Annotated in this window: 15 protein-coding genes; 12 read left to right on the top strand and 3 right to left on the bottom strand. The window is 53.7% G+C overall.

What is annotated here, in order from left to right:
* Positions 1 to 6: 6 nt before the first annotated feature.
* A complete protein-coding gene (locus ACXAGA_RS04905; RefSeq protein WP_475116407.1) occupies positions 7 to 1,269 on the bottom strand; it encodes an imelysin family protein in 1,263 nt (420 codons plus the stop codon).
* 10 nt (positions 1,270 to 1,279) lie between these two features.
* A complete protein-coding gene (locus tag ACXAGA_RS04900) occupies positions 1,280 to 1,753 on the bottom strand; it encodes a hypothetical protein (protein ID WP_475116406.1) in 474 nt (157 codons plus the stop codon).
* A 172-nt stretch (positions 1,754 to 1,925) separates the two neighbouring features.
* Between ACXAGA_RS04900 and ACXAGA_RS04895 the strand changes: the two genes are divergently transcribed.
* The 4 genes from ACXAGA_RS04895 to ACXAGA_RS04880 are packed head-to-tail and all read left to right on the top strand — an operon-like array spanning position 1,926 to position 6,039.
* Positions 1,926 to 2,534 (top strand): CDP-alcohol phosphatidyltransferase family protein, encoded by a 609-nt coding sequence (locus ACXAGA_RS04895; protein ID WP_475116405.1) that lies wholly within the window; start codon positions 1,926 to 1,928, stop codon positions 2,532 to 2,534.
* A gap of 11 nt (positions 2,535 to 2,545) precedes the next feature.
* Positions 2,546 to 3,739: an ABC transporter substrate-binding protein gene (locus ACXAGA_RS04890; protein WP_475116404.1), complete on the top strand. Its 1,194-nt coding sequence runs from the start codon at positions 2,546 to 2,548 to the stop codon at positions 3,737 to 3,739.
* Positions 3,740 to 3,743: 4 nt separating this feature from the next.
* Positions 3,744 to 5,387: an ABC transporter permease gene (locus ACXAGA_RS04885; RefSeq protein ID WP_475116403.1), complete on the top strand. Its 1,644-nt coding sequence runs from the start codon at positions 3,744 to 3,746 to the stop codon at positions 5,385 to 5,387.
* Entirely contained in the window at positions 5,380 to 6,039 is a 660-nt protein-coding gene (locus ACXAGA_RS04880) for an ATP-binding cassette domain-containing protein (RefSeq protein WP_475116402.1), read from the top strand. Before ACXAGA_RS04885 ends, ACXAGA_RS04880 begins: the two co-directional genes overlap by 8 nt.
* Here ACXAGA_RS04880 and ACXAGA_RS04875 read toward each other — a convergent pair.
* A complete protein-coding gene (locus ACXAGA_RS04875) occupies positions 6,013 to 6,624 on the bottom strand; it encodes a TetR family transcriptional regulator C-terminal domain-containing protein (protein ID WP_475116401.1) in 612 nt (203 codons plus the stop codon). The two genes, ACXAGA_RS04880 and ACXAGA_RS04875, sit on opposite strands and share 27 nt — an antisense overlap.
* A gap of 150 nt (positions 6,625 to 6,774) precedes the next feature.
* On the opposite strand from ACXAGA_RS04875, the gene ACXAGA_RS04870 reads away from it, so the two are divergent.
* The 8 genes from ACXAGA_RS04870 to flgK all read left to right on the top strand — a co-directional run bounded on the left by ACXAGA_RS04870 (position 6,775) and on the right by flgK (position 14,039).
* Positions 6,775 to 7,038 (top strand): hypothetical protein, encoded by a 264-nt coding sequence (locus ACXAGA_RS04870; RefSeq protein WP_475116400.1) that lies wholly within the window; start codon positions 6,775 to 6,777, stop codon positions 7,036 to 7,038.
* A 60-nt stretch (positions 7,039 to 7,098) separates the two neighbouring features.
* Positions 7,099 to 7,878, top strand: coding sequence for a hypothetical protein (locus tag ACXAGA_RS04865; protein WP_475116399.1), 780 nt, complete (start codon positions 7,099 to 7,101; stop codon positions 7,876 to 7,878).
* Between the two features lie 8 nt (positions 7,879 to 7,886).
* Entirely contained in the window at positions 7,887 to 9,236 is a 1,350-nt protein-coding gene (locus tag ACXAGA_RS04860; protein WP_475116398.1) for a tetratricopeptide repeat protein, read from the top strand.
* Positions 9,229 to 9,624 (top strand): DUF6165 family protein, encoded by a 396-nt coding sequence (locus tag ACXAGA_RS04855; RefSeq protein ID WP_475116397.1) that lies wholly within the window; start codon positions 9,229 to 9,231, stop codon positions 9,622 to 9,624. Before ACXAGA_RS04860 ends, ACXAGA_RS04855 begins: the two co-directional genes overlap by 8 nt.
* Entirely contained in the window at positions 9,621 to 10,382 is a 762-nt protein-coding gene (locus tag ACXAGA_RS04850) for an FkbM family methyltransferase (protein WP_475116396.1), read from the top strand. Before ACXAGA_RS04855 ends, ACXAGA_RS04850 begins: the two co-directional genes overlap by 4 nt.
* Positions 10,383 to 10,448: 66 nt before the next feature.
* Positions 10,449 to 11,249, top strand: coding sequence for a flagellar motor protein MotB (locus ACXAGA_RS04845; RefSeq protein WP_475116395.1), 801 nt, complete (start codon positions 10,449 to 10,451; stop codon positions 11,247 to 11,249).
* Positions 11,250 to 11,310: 61 nt separating this feature from the next.
* Positions 11,311 to 12,612 carry a flagellar hook protein FlgE gene (locus ACXAGA_RS04840; RefSeq protein ID WP_475116394.1) on the top strand — a complete coding sequence of 434 codons (1,302 nt, stop codon included), beginning with the start codon at positions 11,311 to 11,313 and terminating at the stop codon, positions 12,610 to 12,612.
* 8 nt (positions 12,613 to 12,620) lie between these two features.
* Complete coding sequence (gene flgK, locus ACXAGA_RS04835; RefSeq protein WP_475116393.1) at positions 12,621 to 14,039, top strand: flagellar hook-associated protein FlgK; 1,419 nt, start codon at positions 12,621 to 12,623, stop codon at positions 14,037 to 14,039.

Genomic DNA, 14,039 nt, shown 5'->3' with positions numbered 1-14,039 from the left:
GACTCCTTATTGGAAAACAGCGTCTGGGTTGTCCAAGCTGTCCGAACCTTCGAACGCGATTGCGTCTAGGCCCAGTGCTGCAACAACTTTTTCAATGCTACGGGTTTGGTCGATCAGGCCGTTTACGGCGCCCATGACCAGTGCTTCGCCTTCGGCGTTGCCGCGTTCCAGCATCATGTCGTACGAGAAACCGTTTTCAGCGGCCTCAACAATATCGCCCAGCGCTGCAACGGTCGTGTCCAGTTTCGCGGTCAGTTCAGCGTCCAGTTCAGGGTTTGCTGCTGCAACCAGTTCCGACAGGGACGGGCCCGAAACAACGGTGCCGTCAACGCGGGTGTAGGAGCCCAGATATACGTTCTGAACGCCCAGACCGTCGTAGTAGTGCGAATTATGCGTGTTGTCCGAGAAGCAATCATGCTCTTCTTCTGGGTCGTTCAGCATCAGGCCCAGACGCATACGTTCGCCAGCCTGTTCACCGTAGGACAGCGATCCCATGCCGGTCAGCATCGCGATGATGCCTGCGTTTTCGTCAGCGGTCAGCTCTGCGCGGGCTTCGCCTTCGGCAGCCCAAGCGGCGGTGATGAATTCCAGATCGGACACCAGCAGGTCGGTCGCTGCGATCAGGTAATCACCGCGGCGGTCGCAGTTGCCGTTGGTGCAATCGTCGCCAGCCGCATAGTCGGTGTATGGACGGTCGCCTGCGCCTGCGTCGGTGCCGTTCAAATCTTGGCCCCACAGCAGGAATTCAATCGCGTGATAGCCGCGAGCAACGTTGGTTTCGATACCGTCTGCTTCGTTCAGGCTGTCCGCGATCAGCTCAGGGGTGATGTTGGTCGCATCAATGTCGACGCCAGCAACGGTAAAGGTCGGGTTCGCGATCACGTTCAGCGCTGCGAATTCGTTTTCATCGGTTGGGCCGCCATAGGATGCGTCAACATAGTCGATCAGGCCTTCGTCCAGTGGCCATGCGTTTACCAGACCTTCCCAGTCGTCAACGATCGCGTTGCCGAAACGGAACACTTCGGTCTGCTGGTAGGGAACGCGTGCATCCAGCCATGCCGAACGTGCCGCTGTAAGTGTTTCTTCGGATGGGTTCGCAACCAATTCGTTTACGGCAGCTTGCAGAACTTTCGCAGTTGCAAGGCTGTCCGCGTAGCCTGCTTCGGCGATGTTCGCATAGGTGTCCAGAACGGCAGCGTTGTCAGCTGCGACCGACGCGGTCGCGGAAATTGCCAAAACGGCCGATGTGGCCAAAAGTGTACGGTACATATTTTACCTTTCAATGCAGCGTAGGAGGAGTGTTTAGATCGGCGGACATCATCATCCGTCGGAATGCGATGCCGACCTGCTGTGCCAGGTCAGCCATGGGTAGGGCCAAATCCGCCCGCACAATAAGCGATGCAATCAAAGCAGCGTCTTCGCGGGCACCTTCGCCAGCGAGAGCGATAAGATTGGCAAAACAAGATTCATCAGCACCCAGACAGCTGCAGGTCAACGAATGACGCATCAAAGGGCGGCGCCCATAGGTGGTGCAGCCCTGGCATAGCTGATTGAAAGCGCCCAATGCAGCTTCGCCTTGGGTCAGGCCCAACGTGGATAAAAAATCCATGCGCAGGCGGTCAGCGGCGTTCGCGCCATCACACCACATACGAAAATACAGAACGGCTGCTGCTTCGATCGGATTTAGATCGGCCATTTTGCCGACAGGAGCGCCGCCACGGGGCGTATGGGGTGTATTCGACAGGTCGGACATAATTGCCTCTTCGAGTCAGGTTGCGGGTTTTCTGACTAATTTTGTCGGCAATGTCAATTCCGACAATTTTACTTTGGTAAATTTCAATTGTGACAACGGGTCAAAACCGCGTCAGCACAATTGCTAAGCGCAGGAAGTTCAGCCACTAATCGGCAACTCAAAAGGAACCGCCATGCTGGATCGCGTCGCCAGACAATTCATCGACCCTCCGTTAAATGTGATAGGCGCGCGTATGGCGCGGCTGGGCATTGCGGCGGATGTCGTCACGGTTGCGGGGCTTGCGCTGGGCCTGATCGGCGCGATCTGTGTGGCATTCGGCCATTTTGCGGCCGGTTTGTTCTTTATTCTTTTTGGTCGCCTGTTGGATGGTCTGGATGGAGCTGTAGCGCGCCATAGCCGTAAAACTGATTTTGGCGGCTATTTGGATATCACCTGTGATTTCCTGTTGTATGGCGCTGTGCCGCTGGCATTTGTACTGTTTGATCCCGCGTCGAACGGCGCGGCAGGCGCATTTCTACTGGCGTCTTTTTATACGAACGGCGCCAGTTTTCTGGGCTATGCGATCCTTGCCGAACGGTTTGATCTGGAAACCTCGGTTCAGGGCGTCAAATCGCTGTATTATTCCAACGGACTGTTAGAGGGCACCGAAACGATCGTGTTCTTTATCCTGCTGTGCCTGTTTCCGGCGGCGTTTGCTGGGATGGCATGGGTTTTTGGCACGCTATGTTTTGTCACAGCGGTTTTGCGCGTTTGGGGCGCGCGGCAGGTATTCGATAAATGAAAGGAAAATTGATGAAGTTTTCGACCTTAAGTGCGGTGTTCCTACTGCCGACAATCGCCTTTGCCGAAACGGATCCTGCAGATTGGGATGCCGTTCTACAGGCAGCAAACGGACAAACGGTGTATTGGAACGCTTGGGGCGGGTCTACATCAACGAATGCATTCATAGAATGGGTCGGACAGCGTGTGGCCGAAGACTATGGCGTGACGTTAGAGCACGTGAAACTATCCGACACCGCCGATGCAGTGTCCCGCGTTTTGTCAGAAAAACAGGCAGGCCAAGATGCTGGCGGCGCGATTGATATGATTTGGATTAACGGCAGCAATTTTGCCGCGATGAAAGACGCAGATTTGTTGTTTGGTCCCTTCGCGGCGGACTTGCCAAACTGGGCCTTTGTCGATGTTGACGGAAAAACCGTCGAAACCGATTTCACGGTTCCCACCGATGGATATGAAAGCCCATGGGCCATGGCTCAGGTCGTATTCATGTATGATACCGCTGATATGGAACCTGTCGGATCAATGCAGGAATTGCTGGACTGGGCGATAGACCATCCCGGCCGTTTTACATATCCGCAACCGCCCGACTTTCTGGGGACCACATTCCTAAAGCAGGCTTTGGTTGATCTGATCGATGACCCAGCTGTTCTGGCGCAACCCGTGACCGAAGACACCTATGACGCCGTCACCTTGCCACTATGGACGTGGTTAGAGCAGCTGACCCCGAACCTATGGCGCGGCGGTGAAACCTATCCACAGACGGGGCCCGCGCAATTGCAGTTGATTGCCGATAATGCGGTGGATTTGGCGATTTCTTTCAGTCCGGGCGAAGCATCCACCGCGATTGCGAATAACCAGTTGCCGGACACAGTGCGTACATTTGTTCTGGATAAAGGCACCATCGGAAACGCGTCATTTGTCGCGATCCCCTACAATTCCGATGTCACCGAAGGCGCGATGGTTGTTGCGAATTTCCTATTGTCCCCTCAGGCTCAGATCAAAGCCCAAGACCCCAATGTGCTAGGCTATGGCACCGTGTTAGATATGGCAAAACTGTCTGATGATGACGCGGCTGCGTTTGCAGCGTTGGATTTGGGCATAGCAACATTGCCCCCTGCCGAATTGGGCATGGTTCAGGACGAACCACATCCCAGCTGGATGACGCGCATTGCAGAAGATTGGCAGGAACGGTTCGGCGTTCGTTAATTCGATGGTGCGGGCAATCATTGTCATCACTTTGATCGGACCGGTGATCGCCGGTCTGATCGGAATTGCGTTGCCCGCATTTGGATATTTTCCTGCAATTGGGCGGTTGGATTTCAGTCTGGCCGCCTTTCGCGATGTGATCGCCTGGCCTGGCTTTGGCTCTGCCGCGCGACTGTCGGTATTTACCGGCATTGCCGCAACAGCCCTGTCGATTGTGATCAGTTTTTTAATATTGGCCGCACTGTCGGGTGGGGGGCAAAAACGACTGCGCCTTTATCTGGGGCCAATGCTGGCGTTACCGCATGCGGCGGTCGGCTTTGCGCTGCTATTTCTGATTGACCCGACTGGCATCGTATCGCGACTTGTGGCGCAAATATTTGGCTGGGCACGCCCGCCAGACGTGGTGATTGTCGGGGATGCATGGGGACTGTCGCTTGTTCTGGGGCTGGTCGTAAAGGAAATCCCATTTATCCTGTTTATGGCTTTGGCTGCGCTACCCCAATTGGATGTTTTTCGACGCGTCAGAGCGTGCAATGCGTTGGGCTATGGTCAAATGGCAGCGTGGATCTATGCCGTGGCCATACCGCTATATCGCGCCATCAGGATGCCGGTGTTTTTGGTGCTGGCGTATTCAATGACAGTTGTGGATATGGCGATCATTTTGGGTCCGACAACGCCCACGACGTTGTCTGTTCAGATCATCAAATGGATGGCATCACCTGATCTAGACGTGCGCATACTGGCCGCTGCGGGCGCGATCATTCAGTTGGGGTTGGTATTGGCTGTGTTTGCGGTTTGGCTGGTTGTCGAAAGCGGCATAAAAAAGGGCGTTCTGCGATCTGCCGGTTTGGGCTATCGCATGCCGCGAACGGGGGCAGTCGCGCTGGGCGCTGGCCGATTTTTTCGATTTTTCCCGATTTTGTTTATCTGTTTCGGCGGGGTCTTACTGCTTTGGTCCTTTGCTGGATTTTGGTCTTTTCCAAACTTACTACCCGATAATCTGACGACCCGCGTCTGGGATCAAGAGACCCAGGGTCTGACCTCTGCGCTGTTTGACGCTGCATTCATCGGGGTGTGCGTTTCGGGGATCAGCATTCTAGCCGCGATTGCCGTGCTTGAATCAGGGAAACGCATCGCGCCTTATGTGTTGTTTGTGCCTTTGATCGTGCCGCAGGTTGCCTTTTTGTTGGGGCTACAGGTGTTCATGATCCAAATCGGTGTGCGATCAGGCATGGCGGCCGTCATGTTCGTGCATGTCGTATTTGTCCTGCCCTATGTGTTGCTGACCTTGCAGGGGGCCTATGACGGTTATGACAGGCGATATGACACAGTGGCTGCTGCGTTGGGGCAATCTAACTGGACGGTCTTTTTGCGCGTTCGATTGCCGATTTTAAGCGGTCCGATAATAACGGCGTTTGCAGTCGGGTTCGCGGTGTCGGTGGCGCAATATCTACCCACGTTGCTGATCGGTGGCGGACGTGTGTCTACGATCACAACCGAGGCCGTCGCATTATCCAGCGGCGGGGACAGGCGCGTGATTGCCGCCTACGCGTTACTCCAGGCAATTGCGGCCGTGGGGCCATTAATGATGGCAGCTGTTTTGCCATATGTATTGTGGCGCAATAGAAAAGGACTTCGCCATGCCTAAAGGAACATTAGAGCTCCGCAATATCCGCATTTCCAAAGGTGCGGATGCGCTACTGCATATCGATCTGACTGTTCCAGCAGGCACCATTGCAACGATCATGGGGCCGTCGGGAATTGGTAAATCTACGCTCCTGTCGTTTGTCGGTGGTACCTTGGATTTGGCGTTTTCGGCGACAGGTGACATCATTTTGGATGATGTAAATTTAGGCTCTGTTTCACCTGAAAAACGCCAAATTGGCATCTTGTTTCAGGACGATTTGCTATTTCCACATATGAATGTTTTTCAGAACCTTGCCTTTGGGTTGCGGCGCGGCGGAACGACGGCGCAGCGTGATCGGCAAGTGCGTGATGCCTTGGCCCAGATTGGATTGTCTGAATTTGAACGGGCTGATCCCGTCACGCTATCAGGTGGCCAAAAGGCAAGGGTGTCATTGATGCGCACCCTGCTGTCAGAACCACGGGCCCTGCTGCTGGACGAACCGTTTTCGCGCCTAGATAGCGATTTGCGCGACCGAATGCGCCAGCTGGTGTTTGGTCATGCCAAAGAACGCAATATTCCTGTCCTGATGGTGACGCATGATCAACAGGACGCAAAGGCGGCCGGGGGCCCGGTGATTACTTTGGAATCAGACGGCCAGCATCTTGCGGAATAGTTGGTCTAGGTAGGCGTCTGCACCTGGGAATGGGTCATCTACGCCGCCCAGAACGGTCCGCACCTGAACATCGAAATCGGCATAGTGTTGGGTTGTGGCCCAGATCGAAAAAATCAGGTGATAAGGGTCTAGTTTTGCGATCTTTCCATCGTCGATCCATTTTTGGATCACATTGGTCTTTTCATCGACCAAAGGTTTCAAGCCCTCGACCAGATCGGGCATGATGCGCGGCGCGCCTTGGATGATTTCATTCGCAAACAGGCGGCTTTCCCGTGGGAATTCACGCGCCATTTCCAATTTGCGGTGGACATAGTCCAAAATCTCTTCGACGGGATCGCCGTCTGGGTTCATTTCCTTGAGCGGGTCCAACCACGTTTCCAACAGACCTTCCAACAGTTCAACGTGGATCGCTTCTTTGGATGGGAAATAATACAGCAGGTTTGGTTTGGACAAACCTGACTGTTCCGCGATCTGGTCTAATGTGGATCCGCGAAAACCGAACTGCGAAAAAACTTCTAATGCGGCGTTCAGGATCGCGGTCCGATTGCGTTCCTGAATTCGGGTGCGAGTCGGTTTTTCGGTCATATTCTGGCTCTTTGGCGACAAGGTCGGGGTATTTAGATCACTTCCCCAAGGTAAAGCCCAATAAGGGGGAGGATCAACAGCGGTTTTCCCTTGGATGAAACATCTATTCAGGGTTTACCTGTTCCGCGGACTATATTCGGACGAGTGTTAATGACCAGAGCTTTCTATTTACTGCCTGCTGTTTTTGTTGGGCTTTCTGCCTGTACGATGGGTGATTTTCCGTTGGATGCGGATGGAAATCCGATTTACCCACCAGAAGTCGTCGCGGCATTGCCCGAGGGCGTTGACCCTGCGATCGTATTTTTGGCTGAAGACGGCTGTTATGCATTTGAAATCGAAACCACTGAACCCCGTTCTGGGTTTCCTTTGACTGATCGCAATGGCGATCCTGTTTGTGCGCCGACGGCTGAATAGCTGTTTTGACAACGCGGCAACAATCGCATTGAGTGGTGCAAACCCGCAGGAGTAGTCACAATGGATTTGTCGATCAGGTTTGAAAACGCCCCCGGCCTGCCCGAAAACAAAGGGCCAGTCACCGTCGGGTGGTTCCTGAATTCGCAGAAAAATGGCGTGATTTATTTTCCTCCCGAACGGTATCGCGGAGCGGAAAAAAATCGCGAACATGCGAAATCGGCATCGCGCTGTCCTGCTGTGATAAACATGGAGAGCCGTTATTTCGTATTTCGCGCCCCATTTGATCTGAACCTGCAATTTGTCCGCGATAAGGATGGCAAGCCGGGGCTCAAGAACCTTAACGGTGATATGTCGCCGGTGCGCGCAAACAAACTGAGCCAAATTTTACACATCGCGAACGAACGTGAATGGCGACATCCCAATGTGCCGACGGTTCAGTTGTCTTTGCCCTATGTGTTGATTGCGGATGAACCCGTTTATGCAACGCAGTTGGCCCCGTTTATGGATTATCAAAAGGATCCATGGCCCGGCACAATCTTTGGTGGTCGTTTCCCGATCCACACGTGGCCGCGCCCGTTGATGTGGGCGTTTGAATGGCATGACGTTTCTAAGCCGCTGAAAATCAATCGGGGTGATCCGTTGTTTTATGTGCAATTCGAAACGATATCGCCCGATCGTAGTTTTGTTCTGGCGGAAACCGAAGTGACCCCGGAATTGACCGATTACGTCGATTTTGTCTCTGGCGCGGTGTCCTATGTGAACCAGACCTTTAGCTTGTTCGAACGCGCCGAAGAGGTCAGGCCAGAAACATTAGTCAAACCCATCCGTAGAAACAAATAGGGTCTATTATGGCCAAAAACATGCGCGACAGCTGTATCGAGGCGCATCAGTCAGGGCGTCACAACGATGCGCTGCGCTTGTACGGTCAATATCTGGGCATGGCGCCGACCGATGCACAGATGTGGTCGAATTACGGGGCGCTGTTACGCGCGACCAAACATTTCCATAATGCAAAACGGGCGCATGAACGCGCCTTTGCGCTATCGCCAAACAGCCGTACCATTCGGGCAAATTACGCTAACATTCTGTCTGATCTGGGTCATTACGCGCAGTCGATTGAAATACGCAGATCGCTGATCAACGAAAAGGATGACGACCCCGAACAACACGCCATGATCGGGCGGTGTTTGCGTAGCATGGGGGACTATCAGGGTGCGTGGGACTATTTGCGCCCTTGGGTCGATCATTTTCCCGACTATGCCGATATTAAACTTCAGTCCGCCATGGCTTTGTTGGCCTTGGGTCAATACCAAGATGCTTTTGCATTGTATCGCGCACGCTGGTTGACCAATGAATTGACCCCGCGGCGCATGCCCTTTCCTGAATGGACCGGCCAACCTTTGGACGGCAAGCATATCATCGTCATGCCCGAACAGGGGTTCGGTGATTTCGTTTTGATGTCGCGCCATGTGTCGGACCTGAAAAGCTTGGGCGCAACGGTTTCGGTCGTTGTGGAAAAGCCGCTGTTTCGGCTGATGCAGGGTCTATCTGGCGCTGATTTTATTGTTCCTAAACCCGATCCAAATGCGGCCTATGATTATTGGGTCAATATGATGGAATTGGGTGCGATCACGTTAAAATCGGATGCTGATATTCGTGCGCCTGTGACTTTGAACATTCCGGACGACAGCGCCCAACGGGCGGGAAAAATCCTGTCACCCTTTCGGGAAACGTTTAACGTTGGCGTCGTCTGGACGGGGTCCGTGACATATCGCGGAAATGCATTCCGGTCGTTCAGCCACAGTGATTTTCTGCCGCTGTGCGATGTCGAAAATGTGCAGCTGTTTTCGCTATACAAAGGTCCGATGATCAATGCGTTCTACGATGACGGCGCATCTGGATTTATAGTTGATGCTGGATCATACGACCGCGACTTCGCCGACTGCGCTGCATTGATGCGTGAATTGGATCTTGTGATTACCTCGGACACGGCGACTGCGCATATCGCGGGATCGTTAGGTATTCCGGTCTGGGTGGTTTTACATATGGATGCATTTTGGGTGTATCGCCATCAGGGCGCGACGACCCCATGGTATCCCAGCATGCGGTTGTTCCGTCAGCGCGAAGCCCTGCGTTGGGACGATGTAATGACGGAAGTGCGTCAGGCATTAATCGAAAAGGTTTCTGAAAATGGATGATATTCTGGTCCCCGTCGCCCCCGGTGAATTGATCGATAAACTGACCATTCTTCGACTGAAATCCGAACGGATAGACGATGCCGCGAAATTGGCAAACGTCGCGATAGAGCAATCCGCGTTAACAGCCGTCGCAAACCAGTCGATCCCTAAATCGGATGAATTGCAGCGGTTTTGGGACGAATTGTATCAAATAAACGCGCAGCTTTGGGTGATCGAAGACGACATTCGTATCTGCGAATCCCGTGATGATTTCGGCCCCGAATTTATCCGCCTTGCCCGTGCGGTGTATCAAACAAACGACCGCAGAGCGGCAGTGAAAAAACAGATCAATATGCTGCTTGGCTCTGCCCTGGTCGAAGAAAAATCATATGCGGACACGGGCAAATGACTTTGGGTGCCCGCCTACGCCAACATTACGCAGAGGCGGCCGCGATCAAGAATGAGATCGCAGTAAAGCTGCGCCAAGAAAAGGGGCGAAGTCGGGCCGCTTTGAACCGCGAACTGCATATGTTGCGCCGCGGAACAGAACCGCAATATCTATACGCGTCACAAGCTGGCCAAGACATGATTGTGGATCGTTTGTTTGGTGGCAAATCAGGCGGGACATTCGTGGATGTTGGTGCGTATGATGGCGTAACAGGGTCTAATTCATTGTTTTTTGAACAGATCCGTGGTTGGTCGGGTGTTTTGGTTGAACCTGTGCCGTCCCAAATTCAAAAGGCGCGCATCGCCCGCAAATGTGACTGTTTGCAACTGGCGGTTTCCGATGTGGCTGGTGAAGCTGAATTTATTGCGGTGACAAAGGGGTTCACTCAAATGAGCGGCCTTGCGCAAAGTTATGATGCGCAGACCTTGGCTCAGGTCAGAAATGACCCTCGTCATGCCGAAGAATTGGTTCAAGTGCAGACCAAACGATTGTCAGACATTTTGACGGACGTGGGCATATTACACCCTGATTTCGTATCTTTGGATATCGAAGGCGGAGAGGTCGCAGTTTTGCGCGATTTCCCGTTTAGCGAACACCGTGTTCAGGTCTGGGCGATCGAAAACAACGCGGGCGATTCTGTCATTGCGTCGATCATGCGCGACGCCGGATATGATTTGGTGGACTTTGCAGGACCCGACGAAATTTACAGATTACGCTGATCGCGATTAATTCCCTCGAAACCTTTGGACCATAGCCCTGATTGCGGGTGAACAAAGGTGGATAAAATGGCGGTTGGAACCAACGCGCCGGTCATTATTAAACGCAAAAAAATCGTCGGTGGTGATGGCCACCATGGCGGCGCGTGGAAAGTGGCCTATGCGGATTTTGTAACGGCAATGATGGCGTTCTTTATGCTGATGTGGCTGTTGAACGCGACGACAGAACAGCAACGCAAGGGGCTCGCGGATTATTTCGCGCCAACGATTCCGCTGGCGCGTGTCTCCGCTGGCGGCGACGGTACGCTAGGCGGAGAGGACGTTTTTTCGCGCAACATGCAAATACAGTCAGGGACAGGCGGCGTGGTCGGCACGGCCAAAGGGATGTCGCCAACCGAAACTGATTCCCTAGCCGAATTTGCCGCGATGATAACTGGCCAAGGTGGAGAGGCCTTATTTTCAGAGAATGAATTGCGGCACGTAGTGACGTCGGTCACAGACGAGGGGCTGGTTATCGATATTTTCGCGATACCGACGGCGCCGATCTTTGTTGACCGAACTGCAGAACCAACCCCGATCCTTATGGAAATTCTGAATTCGGTCGGCGCTGCTGCAGATATGGTTGTGAACGATATATCGGTTCACGCGCATAATGCAGCACAGCCTATTGTGGTGCGGGATCACATTGTATGGGATGTTTCGCTGGCGCGTGCGGGGCGGGTGCGTGAATTACTAGAGGCTGAAAATATTGCGCCGGACCGTTTCGTTCGTGCGGTTGGTCATGCGGACCGCGATCCCGCAGATTTCGCGCCCACATCCGTTCGCAACAACCGTGTCAGAGTTGTGTTTATACGGTCCGATTTGCGTTAGGGGCCTGTTAATTGTGATGGCCTAGACCTTTGTGCAACGTCCTGATGCAGAAAGGCTCGATATGACGATTTCCTCTTCTCTTAACGCTTCGGTCGCTGGATTGGCGGCAAATGCGTCGCGACTTGCGTCGATTTCGGACAATATTTCGAACGCGTCGACCTATGGCTACAAACGGGTAGAAACTGATTTCAATTCAATGGTCGTCTCTAGCGTAGAAGGTTCGTATTCGGCCGGCGGTGTGCGCACAACAACCACCCGTGCAATCGATGAAATGGGGTCTTTGGTGTCGACATCCAGTGCGCTGGATTTGGCCGTCAGCGGGCGCGGTATGTTGCCTGTAACAACCTCCGCATCCCGAAGCGAGGCTGGCGATGATTCGCCCCTTTTAATGACGACGACAGGCAGTTTTTCCACGGATGAAGATGGCTATCTGACCACCTCTAGCGGTTTGGTTTTGATGGGTTGGCCCGCAAATGCCGATGGGTCGATTTCGACCCACGCGCGCGACACTGCCGAAGGGTTAGAGCCTATTTTGATCAATGCCAGTGGGTTTGCAGGCGAACCGACGACCGCTATCGAAATGCAGGCCAATTTACCCGCGACATCGACAGCCTATGGCGCGGACGGCGCAGCCGAAGAACTGACCGTCGAATACTATGACAATCTGGGTAAGACGGAAAATCTGGGAATTGAGTTTGTTCCGATCGTTCCCGAGGACGGATCGTCGAACACTTGGACGATGATCATCACGGATAGCGCATCGGGTGATGCGGTCGTCGGTGAATACACTTTGACCTTTGACGACACCCGCGATTTGGGCGGAACGCTGGAGTCAGTCACGGCTGTCGTGGGCGGTGCCTATGACGCCACCGATGGGACGATCACGATCACTGTCGATGGGGGGCCGATTTCTATCGATATTGGAACGCTGGGTGATTCCGATGGCCTGACGCAGCTATCGGACACATTTCAGCCCGGCACTGTGACGAAAGACGGGTCCGAAGTCGGCAATTTGACCTCTGTTGGCGTGGATGAAAACGGCAATGTTACGGCGTCGTTTGATACAGGCGTCACGCGGGTTCTGTATCAAGTGCCATTGGTGGATGTCGCGAATGTGAACGGCCTAGAGGCGGTGGGCGGTCAGGCCTACCGCATCACCAACAGTTCGGGGTCGATGTATTTGTGGGATGCCGGCGATGGTCCCACGGGTGAAATCGCGTCTTATGCCCGTGAAGAATCGACAACTGACGTGGCAAGCGAACTTACCGACCTGATCCAGACCCAGCGGGCGTATTCATCGAACGCCAAAGTGATCCAGACCGTCGATGAAATGCTGCAAGAAACCACAAACATCAAACGGTGACCTGAACCATGAGCCTCTCTAGCGCCCTGTCGAATGCAGTGTCCGGGCTGGCCGTATCGGCGAAACGGGCACAAATCGTATCAACGAATATCGCGAATGCGTCCGAAGACGGATATGCGCGCCGTGAATTGGATACCTCTTCGGGTTTGTATGGCGGCGTACAGGCAAATGGCGTGACGCGCGTCGTTAACACCGCTGTTCAAGCCGACCGCCGCCTGTCCGAAGCCGAAATGGAAGGACATTCCGACAGCGCAGCCATGTTATCGCGGTTAGAAACGGTGATTGGGACGGCCGATAGCGACACATCGTTGTCAAATCTGATAGCGGCCGTTGAAACGTCACTGATCACCGCATCAACAGACCCCACGTCCGAGATCGCTTTGACGAATGTCGTGACCAAACTGTCTGCGGTAACATCAGCGCTGGTCGATAGCTCTGACGCGATCCAATCGATGCGCGCAGATGCCGACGCGGACATCGCGGCGCAGGTTGACACGTTGAATGCATCCCTGACCCAAGTGGACGAACTGAATGAACAGATTGTTCGTATGGCTTATGTGGGTGGGGACGTGTCGAACCTAATGGATCAGCGGCAATCTTTGATCGATACCATCGGTCAGATCGTCCCGATCAAAGAGGTCGATCGCGGTAACGGTGCCGTGGGATTAACGACGCCGACGGGAATGGTTTTGTTATCTGATTCACCCGTGGAAATTGGATTTGATGCCTCTGCTATCGTGACTGCGGATATGACGGTGGATGGCGCTTTGTCTTCGTTGACAGTCAACGGAGAGCTGTTGACAGATCGACAAATGGATCGATTGGATGGCGGCACATTGGGTGCGGCATTCACTTTGCGCGATGATACGCTGGTTGCGGCTCAAACAGGTTTGGACAACGTGGCTGCCGATTTAATCAGCCGGTTTCAAAATGCAGATATTGATCCGACTTTGGACACTGGGCAGGCAGGTTTGTTGACTGTTTCGGGTGCGTTTTGGGACGGTTCAGACACTGTTGGATTGGCAGGCAAAATCGCTGTTAATCAGAGCGTCGTGGATAATGTCAGCCTGATCCGTGATGGCGTTGGTGCCGAAACGGCGGGCGCATCTGGGGATGCCACGCAGATTGAACGGTGGCTTTCGGGATTGTCACAAAAACAGACGTTGGCATCGGGCGGGTCGGCGGAAACCGCCGCGGGACATGCGGCAAATTATGCATCCCAGATCAGCGCGGCGCGTGTCACAGCCGAAGATAACCTTGCCTATGCCTCTGCGCGTTATGATGCGCTGCGCGAAGCTGAATTATCCGATGGCGTTGATACTGATTACGAGCTCCAGTCGTTGCTGTCGATCGAACAGGCCTATGCGGCAAATGCCCGTTTGATCCAAGCCGTAGATGGGATGCTGCAACAACTAATGGAGATTTAG

It is taken from the genome of Marivivens sp. ABH4_498, from assembly GCF_056160585.1.
Note: the sequence above shows the minus strand (reverse complement) of the source record. Positions and strands in the feature narration are given on the sequence as shown.

Bases quoted from the DNA above. Each gene is read 5' to 3' on its own strand.
- ACXAGA_RS04845 (WP_475116395.1), top strand. From the start codon at position 10,449: ATGGCGGTTGGAACCAACGCGCCGGTCATTATTAAACGCAAAAAAATC.
- ACXAGA_RS04850 (WP_475116396.1), top strand. From the start codon at position 9,621: ATGACTTTGGGTGCCCGCCTACGCCAACATTACGCAGAGGCGGCCGCG.
- ACXAGA_RS04870 (WP_475116400.1), top strand. From the start codon at position 6,775: ATGACCAGAGCTTTCTATTTACTGCCTGCTGTTTTTGTTGGGCTTTCT.
- ACXAGA_RS04900 (WP_475116406.1), bottom strand. From the start codon at position 1,753: ATGTCCGACCTGTCGAATACACCCCATACGCCCCGTGGCGGCGCTCCT.
- ACXAGA_RS04875 (WP_475116401.1), bottom strand. From the start codon at position 6,624: ATGACCGAAAAACCGACTCGCACCCGAATTCAGGAACGCAATCGGACC.
- ACXAGA_RS04855 (WP_475116397.1), top strand. From the start codon at position 9,229: ATGGATGATATTCTGGTCCCCGTCGCCCCCGGTGAATTGATCGATAAA.
- ACXAGA_RS04860 (WP_475116398.1), top strand. From the start codon at position 7,887: ATGGCCAAAAACATGCGCGACAGCTGTATCGAGGCGCATCAGTCAGGG.
- ACXAGA_RS04865 (WP_475116399.1), top strand. From the start codon at position 7,099: ATGGATTTGTCGATCAGGTTTGAAAACGCCCCCGGCCTGCCCGAAAAC.
- flgK (WP_475116393.1), top strand. From the start codon at position 12,621: ATGAGCCTCTCTAGCGCCCTGTCGAATGCAGTGTCCGGGCTGGCCGTA.
- ACXAGA_RS04880 (WP_475116402.1), top strand. From the start codon at position 5,380: ATGCCTAAAGGAACATTAGAGCTCCGCAATATCCGCATTTCCAAAGGT.
- ACXAGA_RS04895 (WP_475116405.1), top strand. From the start codon at position 1,926: ATGCTGGATCGCGTCGCCAGACAATTCATCGACCCTCCGTTAAATGTG.
- ACXAGA_RS04885 (WP_475116403.1), top strand. From the start codon at position 3,744: ATGGTGCGGGCAATCATTGTCATCACTTTGATCGGACCGGTGATCGCC.
- ACXAGA_RS04840 (WP_475116394.1), top strand. From the start codon at position 11,311: ATGACGATTTCCTCTTCTCTTAACGCTTCGGTCGCTGGATTGGCGGCA.
- ACXAGA_RS04905 (WP_475116407.1), bottom strand. From the start codon at position 1,269: ATGTACCGTACACTTTTGGCCACATCGGCCGTTTTGGCAATTTCCGCG.
- ACXAGA_RS04890 (WP_475116404.1), top strand. From the start codon at position 2,546: ATGAAGTTTTCGACCTTAAGTGCGGTGTTCCTACTGCCGACAATCGCC.